The following is a 14,927-nucleotide window of genomic DNA, read 5'->3' on the forward strand; positions in this document are numbered from 1 at the left end:
GTTCCACTGGCCTGGATGGTCGCACGGCTACTGAACCGGACCAGCCAGCGTTTCGATCGACAGCGGCGGGCAGCTCTCCTCTGTCCGGGTAAGGCTTGCCAGCTCTTTCGAGGGTTCGTCACCATCTCGAAGGGCCACGACGTATGCCCTTGCATCCCGCAGACTCAGCCGCGGGGCCTGCTTCCGCAGGTGGCTCATCGCGGCCACCACCCCGGCGGAGTGCATCAGTGCGCGAACGGACAAGGCCAGTGGGTCAGGCGGTCGGATGCCCTTGATCTGCTGGAGGTAGAGCTCCTCCCAGTTCTCGGCTATCCACGTGGTAGCGGGGACGTGGTGGATGCTGCCGTCGTGCCGGTCCACCAGGTAAGGGCCGCTACCAACGAGGCTGTCGCGAACATCACGGGTGCGGGCGTACTCCGCCGAGTTCCAGAAGACGAGCCAGCCGACCGTATGCTCCTCCACGTCGCAGACCGCGAGCTCGCGGAGCGGTCCTGCCCACGTCAGCCGCTCTCGGGCCAGCAGGGACTCGACAAGCTCGACGGCGCGTTCCTTGGAAATCACGCTTCCATCATTCACCGCAGGTCAATCGGGTTTCGGGGGGCGTGGCCGCGCCCGCGTCGAGATCTCAGACGCGGTCTTCAGGCCGTGTAGCGGCGGCGGAGGAGCGGCACTCCGGCACGTCCTGCCATGATGCGCTTCTGTAGCTTCACGTCGGTGATGCGGCCTTCGTTGACGCCGGAGTTGTAGTGCGTTGTGATCCCCTGGCGGACCGCGTGCTTGTCTTCGCGTAGGGCAATGGCCATCCCGGCGAGAGGCGGCAGTCCGCTGGTAGTGAGCTGGTCGAGCCAGCCCGGGAGGGGTGTGCCGTCGCGGGCGTCGAGCATGGCGGCGAACTGGCGGACCAGGTCGTGGGTGCGGTGGAGTTCCGGGCAGTGATCGAGCAGTCGGCGCAGGCGCTGGCCGGTCTGGAGGCTGTGCCGGTGGGGTGCGGTGATGATCCAGCGTGCGGCTTCGCGTGGGGACGGCGGCCGTTCGCGCGGCTCGTCCAGCGGTAGCCCGCGCCGCAGGGGTGCGAGGGCCATCTTCACGCGCTGGTAGTGGCCCAGGTAGCCCTTGCCGAGGAGTTCCTGGTGCAGGGTCTTCGCGCTGTGCTCGTCTTCGTCCCAGCGTTGTTGCAGGTAGTCGAGGTATGGGTCCAGGGCGGAAGGGCGTCGGGGAGCCCGGCGCATTACCTCGTGCCAGGTGCGGGCCCGGGCGTACTTGCGCACCGTGCGGCGGTCAAGCCCGAGCTCTCGGGCCACGGCACTGTAGGGACGGCCGGTACCGGTGAGCGCGTGCACGGCCTCGAACAGTCGCTGGGCATGACGGCCGGCCGCAGTGTCCGCCGGGACGGGACCCGCTGCCGCTTCGTCGGTGGGCTCTGACCCGGCCGGTTCAGCGGCCGGCAGTGCGGCGGGCAGGCAGCTGCGGTGGGCAGCGACGACTTCCTGAACGCGCCGGGACAGGCCTTGCCACAGGTGGAAGCGGTCGCTGACCTGGACAGCGTCGGGGGCGCCGGCAGCGATGCCCTGCCGGTAGGTGAGTGAGCCGTCGCGGCAGGCGATCTCAACACCGGGATGCTCACGGAGCCAGCGGCTCAGCTGTTCGGCGTCCCGTCCCTCCCAGAGGGTCAGCGGAAGCCGTGTCGTGGCGTCGACCAGGAGTGTGCCGTAGGTGTCGCCGTACAGCGCGAAGTCGTCCACCCCCAGCACCCGGGGTGTGACCAGCGGCGGCAGTGGCACCCGCATCAGCTGGGTGAGCACGGTGCACCGCGAGAGCGCGACGCCCAGGACGCTCAGCATCCGGGCGCCACCCCGGCCGGCCAGCACCACGCCGACGGCCTCGACCAGGTGCTGCAACAGCGGGGTTCGCCGCTGGTAGCGCACGGTCAGCCCTGGCACCTGCTCGGCGAAGGTCACCTTCGGGCAGGCCGGGTTCTCGCAGTACAAGCGGCGTACGGATAAGTCGATTCGGAGGGGTCGGCCGCCGAGCGCGACATCGGCGAGATGCCGCGCGTAACGGCTGTGGCACCACTCACTGAGTTCGCCGCATCCAGTACACGCCGCTGGAACACCGGACCGTGTGCGGGCGCGGACCGCCACGACAGAATCGGAAACCTCAACCGAGACAACCAGAACATTGGCTAACTGCGGTAACAGCATGGCTAGTTCAACAGGACACAGCCAGATGCTGCCCACTGGCAAACCAGTCGACCGCCGCCCCGAGATGATCTCCGGCTACGAAAATCTTGCCAGAGCCACTTACCCGTGTACGCCGATAACGCCCTCCCCAGTGATCGCTCGGCCGTCCCCAGTCGGTAGGAGTCGGCCGGACCAACGAGTGGACTCCGCGGACCATCGTTCTGAGGAACGGGCAGACACGCTACCGGCCGAGCCGCTGGAAGTCGCCGAAGTCGCAATCGCCCGTCGTTGCGGCGGTGCCACGGTGTCAAGCCGGCGGTGGGGAATACGCTCCTCTCGGCCGATGTCAGCTGCGCGAAAGCGCCGGCGGAGGTCTTTGGGCCCTCGCCGGCGCCTGAGCGGTGCACACAATTCCATACAGAGTGGAGCACTCAGATCAGTACTCGGACAGGAGGGGTCACGTGTTCATCGGTTCCAGGGCGCCGGCCTGCAGGAAGGCCGCGATCAACTGGTCCGCGACGGCTTCGTCGCCGAGAGCTTCAGCAGCCTCCCGACGTGTCACCTCACGCCCACTCAGAAGGAGCGTGACGCTGGGCAGCGCTGCTTGGGGCAACACCAGCTTGGCACCGGGAACCTGCACCGCGACTCGCTCGTCGTCAAGAGACGTCGTGGACCATCGGAGACCGGCACGTCGGCGGACCGATGAAATATTCGAGGGCGTTGCTATACCGAGCGCCGTTACCGCCATTTTGGGCCCGTCAATCCCGAGACCATTTGCGGCGGATTCCTGGACAACTTCCACGAGAGACGGAGCGCTTATCTCCGAAGCCCCATCGACTACCTTCGTCAGTGCGGTGGAAATTTCATCGAGTATCTCCTGGTCCGATCCCATCCGGAAGAGAGATGATTCCCGGCGGAACCAGTCGTCCTGAGCCGCAAGAATATCCATTACATGAATCAGGACGTCTTTGCGCGTGACTGGATCAACGGAGATTGTGAGGTGGAACGAGTGGCCCTCTTGAGCGGAGGCAGAGTGCATCCAACCCCGGGGAAGATAGAGGACATCGCCTGCAGAAAGCGTGATCGCTGTCGGGTTCACCGCCTGGGATTCAATTTCGGCAGCCTGACTGTCTGAAAGATAGCGCCACGACTCGCGCATGGTAGGCGCAGGGATCACCGGCGGGGAAATGTTCCAGACCTTCGACCCCTCGATCTGTATGACAAAGACGTCGTGATGATCATAATGCGGGCTCAGGCCTTGGGATCCAGCCGGAGTCAGGTATGCATTTATAGCAACCGGACAGTGGAGCTCCTCGGCCAGCTTGCGGGCGAAGCTCCCGCATTTCCGGTTGACCTGGTGAAGGCGATTTGCAACGAGTGTATACCCGTGGCTGATGGCCGCGATGACCTTCGCGCCGTCTATCTGTGCAGATGAGCCAGCTACTGTGTATCGATCGCCTGCAAGAGGGGTTCCGTCTTTTATCAAGCGCATGTCGGATCCGCTGAAGGCGGAAGGCCCGCTGATCAATTCGTCGAATTCCGCCAGGCTGATGAGACCTGACGGATTTGCTGCTCGGGCGACCTTGTAGTGACCGCCGGCGACTATCTGGAGGAATTCCTGGAGGTCTATGCCGATGAGTGCTTCCAGAGTGCTTCCGGTCGAGTTGCTGCCCGTCATGCAATTTCCTTTTCCGAGGTCGGTCCGACACGAATGCTACGACTCAGGCTTGCGCCCGTGGCAACAACTCCCATAAAACCCGCAAGAACGACGAGGCCGACCGTTGCACCGAAAGCCGCTACGGCATATCCAGCTAGCAAATTTCCGAGCGGCGCCGGCGTATTTCCAATGAGTGCGCTAGCGCTCTCGACGCGCCCGCGAAGATGATCGGGAATCGCCCTCATTCGGGCTGCCCCCAGAGAAATGCTCGCAAATGCCGCCACTACAGAAATAGGAGGCATAAAGACTGCGCAAAGCAGCGGACTCGGCGCGAAGGCGATGCCGGCGAGACAGATAGCGATTACCCAGCGAGCCGCAAGCATCATCTGTGACACGGAGACCTTGGGTACGATCTTCGGTGCGATCAAGGCGCCGGCAAGACCTCCGACTCCTAGAGCTCCGAGCGTCCATCCGACAATATTTGGCGACGCGCCCACGTCCTGCAACCGAACCACGGCCGCCAGGGGGAATCCCGTGCCAACTATGTTGCTTCCGGCCACCACGACCGCACACCACAGATAGAACGGGTTCATTCGAAGCCAGGACATCCCCTCGGCCAGCTCGAACCGCATCTTGCGGCGAGGGGAAGCCTGCTCCGCACGCAGGGGGGCATTAATGAAGAACACAGTCGCCACGGATATCGCGTAGGTTATGGCCGTGAACGCGAAGGGCAGTTCCGGGGAGACGGTGAAGAGAGCTCCTCCGATTGCCGGGCCACTCAGTGTGGCGATTCGAATTCGCAGCTCGTTGCGGGCAAACGCAACAGTAATCTGCTCCTTGGGCACCACCATAGGAAGCGCGGCCTTTTCGGCCAAGCCGAAGAACACCCCTGCAATCCCATCGATGAACATCACGATGATGAGGTGCGGGAAAGTCAAATGGCCAAGCAGGTGTGCAACTGGGACTGTTGCAAAGACGGCGGTTCGTGTTACATCTGCCGTCAGCATCACGAGGCGCCGGTCGAACCGGTCGACTAGAACGCCGGCGTGCAGCTGAAGGAGTGCACCAGGAACAACGGCGGCGAAGAGCGTCACTCCTGCCTTCGCCGCCGAGTGGGTAACGGCGAGGACCAGCATCGGCAGCGCGATGGTGGTAGCTCTCGCACCCAGCATGGCGGCCGACTGGCCCAGCCAGAGCAGGATGAAGTTCCTATTACGGCTGAGAGGGAGGATTTCTGCTGCCGCGTCTTTGGCCGGCCTGTCGATGCTGGTCATTAGGTTCCTAGCGCTATTCCCGCGTCTTATCTAGCCTACGAGCTTCAGCACTCCGAGTCGCAGCAGCGTGCGGGTCACGCTGGTGTTCTCGTGGCCGGGTGCACCCGTGATGAAGGTGTCGGTCTGGCGGGTCTGCTCACCCATGGCCCGGAGTTCTTCGGCAACCGGACGGGGGAACGCGAAGACGCTACCGTTTACCGAGACCTGGACGGTTGGCGCGTCCTGCTCGTCTGACGGCATAAAATCTATATCCGTACGGAAGTCGCGCACCACCAGAGAGCCGGGCGCAAGCTCGTCCACTCGCACCTGGTCCGCGAAGTAGGAGGAGAACTTCGACCCTTCCTTGACCTCAGGTTCCTCCCGCAGCGACTGTATGGCTTTTGCCGCGTCGAGGTCACCGAGATTCTTCGCCAGCGACGAAAGGTTCCGAACCAGTTCTTCGGCGAATCCGTCATTGTCGACGGAAAGGTGCGGGTATCCCCAAAACTCAGGGTTGTCCTGTGTTACCTGCTTTACCAGGTCCTGGAGAAGGTCTGACCACCTGCGGGGACGGACCATCACCGAGAGGTGAATCGAAATTGCATCATTTGCTGCGGCGACGTGCGGGCTGTTGTAGGGGAGATAGAGTACGTCTCCGGGCTCAAGCCGGACCGTTACCGCCGGCTCTCCCAGCTCCTCCAGCTCGAACCACGCCGCATCGCCCTTCCGAACCTCCGGCGGGGACCAGACCTGCCAGTCTTTGGTGCCTTCGAGCTGGATGATAAAGAGATCAACCGAATCGTGGTGCGGGCGGAACCCTCGCCTGCCAGCCGGGGTGACGAAAGCGACTGCGTCGCTCCGGCCGGCGAACTTTTCGCTGAGCATGGAAGTGAGCTGGCGGATGTTCGGCTTGATGTGGTTGAGCGAGTTCCACGTGATCGTGGCACCAGTCTTGAAGTGCTCGATTACGCGCTCGGGGATTACCCGGTCAGCGATGTATTCCCGCTGCACTCGCATCTCGGAGGTGTAGGTACGGCCGTGGACCAGCATTCCGGCCTTCGTAACCGCGATGTGGGGCGGTCGGATCACCTCGGAGTGCAGAAGGTCGTCGAGGTCCCGGGCGGAAAGGATGTCCCGCGCGCGCTCGGTCAGGACACCGCGACGAAGAAGCGGCTTCTTGTTGAAGTACTCCCGGAAGAACTCGTCCTCGTCGCCCACGAGTTCGGAAAAGCTGGGGGTGTAATTCATGGCTGCTCTACCTCCGTATTTTTAGACATGCAGCACCGGGGCGGGAATCGCGTGAATTCCCGCCCCGATGCCCATCAAGATCAGAAGATCTCGTTGCAGGCGCGGAGGACGGTGGCCTCCTGAATCAGCTCGATAGACATATTTCACCCCCTGGAATTATTTGAACTCGCCGGAACAACCCATTTTTCAATGGGTGGCATGGGTGGGGTTGCCGATTAAGGCACGCCAGTGCTGGCGTTGGGCGCGCTCTGGCCGGCTCCTGTGCTAGGCATGGAGCGATCCTCAAAGGATCCCGAGCAAAGCGCCCTTTTTCTTAAACCGCAGTCCCCGATGCGGCTGAAATTAAGAAATGGCAAGCGAACCCAGATGCGAGTGTCGGCTCAGGCTGAAGAGCCGACCCCGCTGAAGAAACTCGTGGAGCTGGAAACGCCCCTGAGTTCGAAGTTGTACTCGCCCATCAAAGCTCCCCCCGGTGCTGTATTGCAGCCTCGACGGAAAGTCACGAATCGGCCGCATGGAGAGTGAACCATCGTATGCAACACGATGAACATGTTACTGGTCAGTAAGAGACGCCCGTCACACTTTGATCCGTCCGGTTCTGCAGTTCCGGGCGAATTCTCCCGACTGGAGGAACGTGAAGCCCCGCTTCCTGCGGGTAGTTTGGTCGCGTCGCCCCTTTGGTGCTCATACTGTCCCCAGCGAGGCGAATATCTGCTCTGTGGGGAGCGGTGGCGTGGTGTGGGGCTCGGCGTCCCAGGCGTCATCGATGGACGCGGCACGCTCGCGCCACCCTCACCGGCCACACCGACAGCGTGTGGTCGGTGGCGTTCAGCCCCGACGGACGCACCCTCGCCACCGCCGGCGCGGACGGTACCGTCCGCCTGTGGCCCCATGTCCCGCTGGACGCCGCGACCAACGCCATCTGCAAGGCTGTTTCACACGACCTCACCGATGAGGAGAGAACGCGATACTTCCCCGATCAGGAGATCGGGCCCGTCTGCCCTGTATGACCCCGGCACCCACCACCACCCGCCAGGCCCCACTGCGGGACAGGCTCGCAGGGCCGAGCCCGAGCAGCGGAGACAGGGGCCGAGAGGCGGGCAGTTCCGGGCCCTGAGTCGGGCGGCCGGTGTCCTGCACGCCGAGTCCGTGGACGGGTTGTGCGGGCAGCTGCCGGACGCTCCGGCGTCCTCGCTCCGGCAGGCCGTGGCCCACGTGCTCGCCGGCACCTGGCCGGCCGCCGCCGGAACGCTCATCGCCTGGCCCGAAGGATCCGGCCACGAGGACCCGGGCCAGGACGACGACAGCGAGGGCGGCGGCGACAACGACGAGGCCATGGAATCCGGCGGCCCCGTACGGGGTGAGGCGCGGCTGCGCGACCTGCCGGGCCAGGTCGTACGGATCGCCACGCTCCGCGAGTTCCACGTCCACGACCGGCAGGCCCTGCTGGCCCGGCGGGCGAGCAGGGTTGGGAGTTGATGCCGGCCGATCAGCTCGACGATGACGACCCGCACGACGTGGTCGGCGCGGTCATGTGGCTCGCGGACCCGCCTGCCGACGTCGACGGGGCGGACGCCCTTACCGAACACAGCCAGGCCTCGCTGCTGCGGCGGAACGAGGGGCACGAGGTCGCCGATTGGAGCGCCGAGCCGGTCGTGGCGGACTTCGGTCCCGGTTGGCGCGCCGCCCGGACCGAGCAGTCTCCTGCAGGCGGCCACGGGGAGGAACTTCCGGACTTCGCCGCGCTCTTCCCCATCGGGGCCCCGCCACTGCGAGGACCCGGAGTGCGAGGACGACCGCTGCGGGTGGAAGCTGACCCCCCATACGGCTGACCTTCTCCACACCGCGCTGTCGCTGCTGGCCGACGAGGCGTACGAGGACGCAGAGGAACTCGGCGACGGACGCCTCGTACCGGATGAGCACGAGGGAAATTGGGGGGTGTTCCCGCGGCTGCCGAAGCTGACCTTCGCCACCGACCTCCAGTGGCGGCGCCGCTTCGCCCGCGCCGCCGACGACCTCGCCGGCGACCTCGCGCACGGAAACTGGCCGCAGCCGACCTGCACCGCCGAGGAACTCGCCCTGCACCTCGCCATCGACGACGCCGGCGACAGCACAGACGAGCTCGACGACACCGTGGCCGACCCGCACAGCACACTGCCGGTCCACCGCGACGACTACGACTTCGGCGCCTGCACGGACATGTTCTTCCAGGACACCGACGTCCTCATGCTCTACAGCTCCCGCTTCGTCGGCATCGAGGACCCCGACGGCGACGCCAACCGCCGGCTTGGCGTGGGCGACCTGCGCGCGCAGTTCTGGTTCGAACCGTTCGGGAACATCACGGCCCGCGACCCCCACCGCGGCTTCCGCCACTGAACGGTCGGGCCCGAATAGGGCGGCGGGCCGAGGTGCACAGGTACCTCTACCCGCTGCCCGCGGCGACCGGGGGAGAGCGCGGCAGGCAAGAACCTTCCGGTCTGTGCGGCGGCGCAGGGCGAACGGGCGGTCGAACGGATCGGGGCATCCTTCTGCGGCAGCAGTTCGCACATGAGCTGTTCCAATGTCGGAGAACGCCCGACCCAGGAGGTCGCAGGGCCGCCCAGGATGGCTCGTTCAAACCGGTAAGGCCCCCGCCCCCTTTCCCGCAGGTGCCGGATTGGTCACTCTCTGCGGATGGTCAACAGGTGCCGTGCGATGAAGAAGGACAAGAAGCTCTGCAGGAACCGGGTCTCCCACCCCGGAATCCGCTGCCACCTGCACCAAGGCCTCCCCGCCGGCCCGCGACCCACCGAGCCGTCCCCACACAGGCGGGCAGCGACCGGGGCACCGGCGAGGTCGGCCGTCCGAAGGCCCCGCCGGCCCAGTTCCACGGTGAACCGCCCGTTCCCGGGCGCGCGGCCCACACAGTCATCGAGGACACCCCGGATCCCGGCCCAGCGCACCACCTCCCGTCCGGCTCCGATTCCGCCGCAGGTCGTGAGCCCCGCCGAGACGGACAGTGCCGCCCGGGTGTGCGTCGAACTCGTGGCGGCGGGTGGCGGAGACACCATCGCCACCCAGGCGCTGCGACACGTGAGCGGCACCACCTGGAACGCCCTCGTCGAACGCCATCGGGGAAGGGGCTGCGAGGCGCTCGCGACGCTCGCCCGCGCACTCCTGGACGGGAAGAAGTCGTTGCACGGCCTGCTCGGCAACGTCGTGGGCAGGCTGCTGGCCGCACTGGGGCGGCCCCGGATCGAGCAGATCTTCGCGCGGGAACTGGCCGCCCGGGTACCGCTGCCGTTCGGACAGGAGATCGCCGTTGCCGCACGAGGCCTCCAAGTGGCCGGGATCTTCGTCTGCTTCACCGGCGGCGCCGTGATGCAGGACTGCGCATGCCTGCGAGACCTCCTGGTCCACGAGGGCAGGGCACAGTTCGAGAACCTCCTCCAAGGCGCCCTCCACGACTGGAACGAGCTGCCCGCCCGCATGCACGACGGCGTCGTCATCCCCGGAGCTCGGCGGCCGTGACCGTCCGGAAGATCAGTGCGATGGCAGCTCACCTGCTGTCCGAAGCGAAGCCCAACAATCCGCAGAAAGTCGGTCGACACCCGCACTACTGTGGACTGTATGGGGTGGTCGTTGGGGTACTTGAGACCTACGCAGCCGGAGCTGCTGGACATGCTCTTCCTGTCGGCTGGCCGAGCACTTCATCTCGCCAATGCCTTCGAGTCGAAGTGCAAGTTCGTTCTGCGAACAGGCAACGCGGTCAGGGCCTTTGAGGCCGACCCGGTGGCCGCGCTGCAGGACTCCCTAGCGGCTCTTCCGCCTGACAAGATGCTTGGTCCGACCCTGCGCGATCTTGGCGACCGGCTGGCGCACAGCACTTCCTGGAATGTCGATGTGCTCGACGCGGCGCGTGCGGCCCGCAACTTCATTGCGCACGAGGGCTCCAACGTCGGCGACATACACGCTGTCCACGCCCGCCAGATCCTGGGACACGCCGCGCGGCTACGGGCGGCGGTGTCAGATCTGGCGCACGGGGACAACATTGGGTCAAGGGGTCGCAGGTTCAAATCCTGTCGTCCCGACCAGCATTTCTGCAGGTCGGAAGCCACTTCTATCAAAACGATAGGAGTGGCTTTTTCCTTTGGTGGTCGCAATGTGGTCGTGAACGCTCGTTCACATCGCCTCGCTGGGCACGTTTCCGCAGGCCTGGCCCCTCCGACCTGGTCGTGACGGGGCATTTGTTCGTTCATCCGGGAATCCGCGTGTCGTCGATCGCGGGCTGGTCGCCTCTTCGGCGCTGAAATGGGCCTGGATTCGCGGGAAATAGGCATGCTGGCAGAACCTGCGGCGTCATCTGCTTCGACGGGCCGCACGTTTATCGGGTGTCAGCTATGGGCCGGGAATCCCGGTTGCTTGTCGGCCCTGGAGCGTCCGTCGAGCCGTCTGCGGCGGTGGGGCCGTCAGGCCGCGTGGCTGAACAGCGGGTTCGGCAAGCCGATGTCGTGGGCGGGGGCGTCCGGGTCGTGCCGGGTGCGGGCTTCGACGAGGTGGAGCCTTGCCTCGATGGTGTTCACGGCGGCTCTGGCGATGTCCCAGGTCAGGTGGCTGTAGATGTTCGCGGTGGTGGACAGTGTGGAGTGCCGCAGGGTCTTGGAGATGACGGCCGTGGGGACGTTGCCCTCCAGGGCGAGGGTGGCGGCGAGGTGGCGCAGGTCGTGGATGGTGACGTGGGGCAGTGCGGCCTGTTCGCGCAGCTCGTGGAAGCGCCGGCGGACGGCGGCCGGGTGGAGGGGCTGGCCGTCGGGGCCCTGGAAGACGTGGCCGTTGATGGTGACGGTGCTGCGGGTCATGGCGCGCTGGAGGGCGGCGGCGACGCGCTCGGACAGGGGCACCCAGTTGCGGCTCTTCCTGGTCTTCGGTGCGGTCAGGACGAGTTCGTGGTTGTCGACCGCGGACAGGGTGTGGCGGATGTGCATGACGCGGTCGTCGAGCCGTACGCAGGGGCGCTGGAGGCCGAGTGCCTCGCCCTTGCGCAGGCCGGTGCCGGTGATGACCTCGAAGAGGTCGGCGAAGGCGGGGTCGACGTTGTGGCAGTGGGAGAGGAAGGCGACGGCCTGCTCCGCGGTCCAGGGGACGCGTTCGTCGGGGCGGGGCCTGCGCATGGGCAGGGGCTGGGCGGCGTTGAAGGGCAGGCGGTGGGTGCGCACGGCCGTGCCCAGGGCGCTGGAGAGGGTGGCGAGGCAGTGGTAGACGGCCTGGGGTCCGCGGCCGGCTTCGAGCTGCTCGTGGGCGTAGGCGGAGATGTGGTCGTGGGCGAGTTCCTCCAGGCGCAGCTTGCCGAAGACGGGGATGAGTTCGCAGAGCACGTAGGTGCGGTAGCGGGCGTAGGTGGTGGGCTTGAGCAGGAACTCCATGCCCTTGAGCCACTTGGTGAGGTAGGCGGAGACAGTCTCGTGCGGGTCGGCGTCGAACCCCAGCTGCCGGCCTTCGAGGAAGCGTCGCAGCGCCGTCTCGGCATGCCACTCGTCCTCGAAGCCGCCGCGGCGCACGGTGCGCCTGCGGCCGGTGAGGGAGGGGATGTCGACGGCGAACGTCCACGTGCCGTGCCCCTCCTCGGGCAGGCGCGGGCACCCGGCGCCGAGCTGGCGCCGGGTCGTGTCCCGGCATCCGCAGCGGCGGTGGACCCGGCCCGGCCGTCCTGACTTGCGTACTTCCCCAGCCTCCTGAGGCAGTTGATCCTTGATCGGCCCGCGGAGGCTACCGGGGCACTGCCCCGACAGTCGTCCGCGACCACCATGCGATCACCAACGCCGAATTGAGGCCCTGACCTGCAGCTCGCGGTGAGGGCCCGCACCTGGGCATGCGGATGTGCGGACGACTGCCTCGATACCCGAGTCGGCGCTGCGGATGCCCCGGAAGTTCGTTACGGTACGTAACCGCCTGGGGGTCTGGAGCTGAGGGCCATGCTGGGGTATCAGGGGGGTGCCATTTCTGGATACTCACATTCGCGATACAGGGACTGACTCCTCCGGCGAGCGTTCGGCATGGCCGTCGGACGTCTCCTGCCGTCGATGCGGCTACGTAGTGTCACTGAATGGCGGGCCAGGTGTGTCGGCCGTGGGTGTTCTGTGGGCGCCGGCCGGCCCGGGTGCAGGCGGAACTCCGGGGAATCCGTGGGCGGGTGGTGCGGCAGGCGGTCAGATCAGTCGGTCGCGGTGGGTGGCGCGGCTTCGCGGACGAGCCGGGCGAAGGGGCTGCGGCTGGGGTCGTGCGGCTGTCCGGCGTGCTCGGCGTCGAGGAGGTCGCGGGCGGGGCGCTTGGGGTCGAGCGGGGGTGAGTCGCAGGGCGACGTCGGTGTAGTCGGCGATGGTCTCCTCGAGGTCGTCGAGCTGTTCGCGCAGGGCGTGGGGTCGGGGCGCAGGTGGTCGGTGAGTGCATGGCGTGGTGGACGAGGCCGATGACTGTGGCGTACGGGGTGGCGCCAAGTGGCGGTCGTGGATCCGCGCGGCGGGTACGGAGACGGGGCGGGGGAGGCGAGGGACGTCGCATGGCGGCCCTTCCGCGGCTCGCGCCGGGCAGCGCCGTGCGCCGCCGAGGGGCAAGGCCTGGCGGCGCACGGCGTTGAAACTGTCGGGCCCGGAAGCGGGTGGTTCGGAACGGGCGGCTCAGAGGAAGCAGGGGTCGTCGAGCGCGGGGCCGCCGGCCTGTCCGGGCACCCATTGGCCGCGGGCCGCGCGCCAGGCGCGCTGCTCGTCGGAGTCGGCCGCCGCCTCGGCCAGCCGTTCGGCCTGCCGGACACCGGACAGGCTCGGCGCCGGGGTGGCCTGGTAGCCGCCGAAGCGGGCCACCGGGCTCCACAGCGGGACCACGGCCGGCAGCTCCGGGGCGAGGCCCTCGTGTTCCTGGGCGCCGTACACGATGCGGCCGCCGACCACGGTGAGCACCGACTCGATGTGCGGGATGTCCGCCTCGGGGACGGTGAGGTAGTCCGCACTGAGCACCGTGAGGTCGGCGTAACTGCCTACCCGGAGACGGCCCTTGACCTCCTCCTCGCCGGTGAGTCGGGCGCCGCCGAGGGTGTACAGCTCCAGCGCCTCCTCGCGGCTCAGCCGGTTGGCGGCCGGGCGGAGCGTACGTCCGCTGACGGCCCGTCCGGAGACCAGCCAGTGCAGGGCCACCCACGGATTGTAGGAGGAGACCCGGGTGGCATCGGTGCCGGCGGCCACCGTCAGGCCACGCTCCAGCATCGCCCGCACCGGCGGGGCGTCGGCGGCCGCGGCCGCGCCGTAGCGTCGGACGAACGCCTCGCCCTGGAAGGACAGCCGGTTCTGCACCGAGACGGCGCCGCCGAGCGCCGCGATCCGGTCCAGGCTCGCGGTGGAGACCGTCTCGGCGTGGTCGAAGAGCCAGCGGTTCCCACCGGGGAACAGGCCCTCGGCGGCCAGTCGCTCGAAGACCGCCAGATCGCGGCGGATCGTCTCGTCGTAGCTCGCGTGCAGCCGGAAGCCCCAGTCGTGCTCCATCAGCAGGCGTACCGCTTGCTCGAACCCAGCCTCGTACGGGCCGAGTTCGGGGCGCGGTTCGGAGAAGTTCTCGAAGTCGGCGGCCGCCCAGGTGAGGTTCTCCCCGGCTCCGTTGAGCCGTAGCCATTCGTCCCCGTCGCCGGGGCGGACGGTCTCCACCCAGCGCCGCAGGTCGTCCAGTTCCTGCCCGGCGGTCTGTGGGAAGAGGTGGTAGGCGATCCGGAGTGTCAGCTGGCCGTTCTTCGCCAGTTCAGTGACGGTGCCGTAGTTCTCCGGGAAGCTCTGGAAGCCGCCCGCCGCGTCGATGGCGGAGGTGAGCCCGAAGCGGTTGAGCTCGCGCAGGAAGTGCCGGGTGGAGGTGGCCTTGTCGGCCTCGTCCAGGGTCGGCGCCTTGGCCAGGGTGGAGTACAGCAGTAGGGCGCCCGGGGCGGCCAGCAGCATGCCGGTCGGCTCACCGTCGTGTGCGCGCACGATCTGCCCGCCGACGGGGTCGGAGGTGTCTCGGGTGAAGCCCGCGGCCCGCAGCGCCGCCCGGTTGAGCAGCGCCGACTGGTACAGGTGCAGCACGAACACCGGGGTGTCGGGGGCGGCGGCGTTGAGTTCGGCGAGGGTGGGAAGCCGGCGCTCGGCGAACTGGTCGGCGGACCAGCCGCCCACCACCCGCACCCACTGGCCCGGCGGGGTGCGTTCGGCCTGGGCGCGCAGCATGGCCAGTGCCTGGCGCAGCGTCGGCACGCCGTCCCAGCGCAGCTCCATCACGTAGTTGAGGCCGCCCCGGATGACGTGCAGGTGCGAGTCGTTGAGGCCGGGGACGGCTCGCCGACCGAGCGCGTCGACCACGCGGGTGCGCGGGCCGACCTGCGGCAGGACGTCGGCATCGTCGCCGACGGCGGTGATGCGGCCGGCGCGGATCGCGACCGCGCTCGCCCGGGGGCGCAGGGGGTCGCCTGTGTACACCTTGGCGTTGCGCACGACCAGGTCGGCGGTGTGGTCGGGGGAGGCGCCGGGGGCCGGGGGACCGGGACGGATCCCGGCGACGGGCATGCTCGACATGCGATCTCGCTTTCGGGGAGCAGGA

General features: G+C 67.2%; 12 protein-coding genes and 1 pseudogene. 6 read left to right on the forward strand and 7 right to left on the reverse strand.

Annotation, left to right across the window (positions count from 1 at the left end; all coding sequences use genetic code 11):
- Window positions 1-27: 27 nt before the first annotated feature.
- From ACFWJ4_RS23660 to ACFWJ4_RS23680, 5 genes are all read right to left on the reverse strand, one after another.
- Window positions 28-561: a YrhB domain-containing protein gene (locus tag ACFWJ4_RS23660; protein ID WP_380546739.1), complete on the reverse strand. Its 534-nt coding sequence runs from the start codon at window positions 559-561 to the stop codon at window positions 28-30.
- Between the two features lie 77 nt (window positions 562-638).
- Complete coding sequence (locus ACFWJ4_RS23665) at window positions 639-2,201, reverse strand: ISL3 family transposase (protein ID WP_380546741.1); 1,563 nt, start codon at window positions 2,199-2,201, stop codon at window positions 639-641.
- Window positions 2,202-2,637: 436 nt separating this feature from the next.
- Window positions 2,638-3,858 carry a cupin domain-containing protein gene (locus ACFWJ4_RS23670; protein ID WP_380546742.1) on the reverse strand — a complete coding sequence of 407 codons (1,221 nt, stop codon included), beginning with the start codon at window positions 3,856-3,858 and terminating at the stop codon, window positions 2,638-2,640.
- Window positions 3,855-5,111: an MFS transporter gene (locus ACFWJ4_RS23675; protein ID WP_380546744.1), complete on the reverse strand. Its 1,257-nt coding sequence runs from the start codon at window positions 5,109-5,111 to the stop codon at window positions 3,855-3,857. The genes ACFWJ4_RS23670 and ACFWJ4_RS23675 overlap by 4 nt, the downstream gene beginning before the upstream one ends.
- A gap of 30 nt (window positions 5,112-5,141) precedes the next feature.
- Window positions 5,142-6,338 carry a JmjC domain-containing protein gene (locus tag ACFWJ4_RS23680; RefSeq protein ID WP_380546746.1) on the reverse strand — a complete coding sequence of 399 codons (1,197 nt, stop codon included), beginning with the start codon at window positions 6,336-6,338 and terminating at the stop codon, window positions 5,142-5,144.
- A 791-nt stretch (window positions 6,339-7,129) separates the two neighbouring features.
- On the opposite strand from ACFWJ4_RS23680, the pseudogene ACFWJ4_RS23685 reads away from it, so the two are divergent.
- The 6 genes and pseudogenes from ACFWJ4_RS23685 to ACFWJ4_RS23710 all read left to right on the forward strand — a co-directional run.
- Window positions 7,130-7,225, forward strand: a pseudogene (locus ACFWJ4_RS23685) (WD40 repeat domain-containing protein); the annotation flags it as partial.
- 262 nt (window positions 7,226-7,487) lie between these two features.
- On the forward strand, window positions 7,488-7,817 hold the full coding sequence (locus ACFWJ4_RS23690; RefSeq protein ID WP_380546748.1) for a hypothetical protein: 330 nt from the start codon (window positions 7,488-7,490) through the stop codon (window positions 7,815-7,817).
- Window positions 7,817-8,170 carry a hypothetical protein gene (locus ACFWJ4_RS23695; protein ID WP_380546750.1) on the forward strand — a complete coding sequence of 118 codons (354 nt, stop codon included), beginning with the start codon at window positions 7,817-7,819 and terminating at the stop codon, window positions 8,168-8,170. Before ACFWJ4_RS23690 ends, ACFWJ4_RS23695 begins: the two co-directional genes overlap by 1 nt.
- 106 nt (window positions 8,171-8,276) lie before the next feature.
- Window positions 8,277-8,714 (forward strand): hypothetical protein, encoded by a 438-nt coding sequence (locus ACFWJ4_RS23700; RefSeq protein ID WP_380546752.1) that lies wholly within the window; start codon window positions 8,277-8,279, stop codon window positions 8,712-8,714.
- A 600-nt stretch (window positions 8,715-9,314) separates the two neighbouring features.
- A complete protein-coding gene (locus ACFWJ4_RS23705; protein WP_380546754.1) occupies window positions 9,315-9,848 on the forward strand; it encodes a hypothetical protein in 534 nt (177 codons plus the stop codon).
- 150 nt (window positions 9,849-9,998) lie between these two features.
- On the forward strand, window positions 9,999-10,556 hold the full coding sequence (locus ACFWJ4_RS23710) for a hypothetical protein (RefSeq protein ID WP_380546794.1): 558 nt from the start codon (window positions 9,999-10,001) through the stop codon (window positions 10,554-10,556).
- Between the two features lie 230 nt (window positions 10,557-10,786).
- Here ACFWJ4_RS23710 and ACFWJ4_RS23715 read toward each other — a convergent pair whose 3' ends face one another.
- Together ACFWJ4_RS23715 and ACFWJ4_RS23720 are read right to left on the reverse strand one after the other, a co-directional pair.
- Window positions 10,787-11,875 carry a tyrosine-type recombinase/integrase gene (locus tag ACFWJ4_RS23715; RefSeq protein ID WP_380546756.1) on the reverse strand — a complete coding sequence of 363 codons (1,089 nt, stop codon included), beginning with the start codon at window positions 11,873-11,875 and terminating at the stop codon, window positions 10,787-10,789.
- 1,116 nt (window positions 11,876-12,991) lie between these two features.
- Window positions 12,992-14,902 (reverse strand): amidohydrolase, encoded by a 1,911-nt coding sequence (locus ACFWJ4_RS23720; protein ID WP_380546758.1) that lies wholly within the window; start codon window positions 14,900-14,902, stop codon window positions 12,992-12,994.
- Window positions 14,903-14,927: the final 25 nt, after the last annotated feature.

Source organism: Kitasatospora sp. NPDC127067 (genome assembly GCF_042724755.1).
Lineage (GTDB): Bacteria > Actinomycetota > Actinomycetes > Streptomycetales > Streptomycetaceae > Kitasatospora > Kitasatospora lactacystinica.

Coding starts and splice junctions, on each gene's coding strand:
- ACFWJ4_RS23665 (WP_380546741.1), bottom strand. CDS start 2,201: ATGCTGTTACCGCAGTTAGCCAATGTTCTGGTTGTCTCGGTTGAGGTT.
- ACFWJ4_RS23670 (WP_380546742.1), bottom strand. CDS start 3,858: ATGACGGGCAGCAACTCGACCGGAAGCACTCTGGAAGCACTCATCGGC.
- ACFWJ4_RS23675 (WP_380546744.1), bottom strand. CDS start 5,111: ATGACCAGCATCGACAGGCCGGCCAAAGACGCGGCAGCAGAAATCCTC.
- ACFWJ4_RS23680 (WP_380546746.1), bottom strand. CDS start 6,338: ATGAATTACACCCCCAGCTTTTCCGAACTCGTGGGCGACGAGGACGAG.
- ACFWJ4_RS23695 (WP_380546750.1), top strand. CDS start 7,817: ATGCCGGCCGATCAGCTCGACGATGACGACCCGCACGACGTGGTCGGC.
- ACFWJ4_RS23710 (WP_380546794.1), top strand. CDS start 9,999: ATGCTCTTCCTGTCGGCTGGCCGAGCACTTCATCTCGCCAATGCCTTC.
- ACFWJ4_RS23720 (WP_380546758.1), bottom strand. CDS start 14,902: ATGTCGAGCATGCCCGTCGCCGGGATCCGTCCCGGTCCCCCGGCCCCC.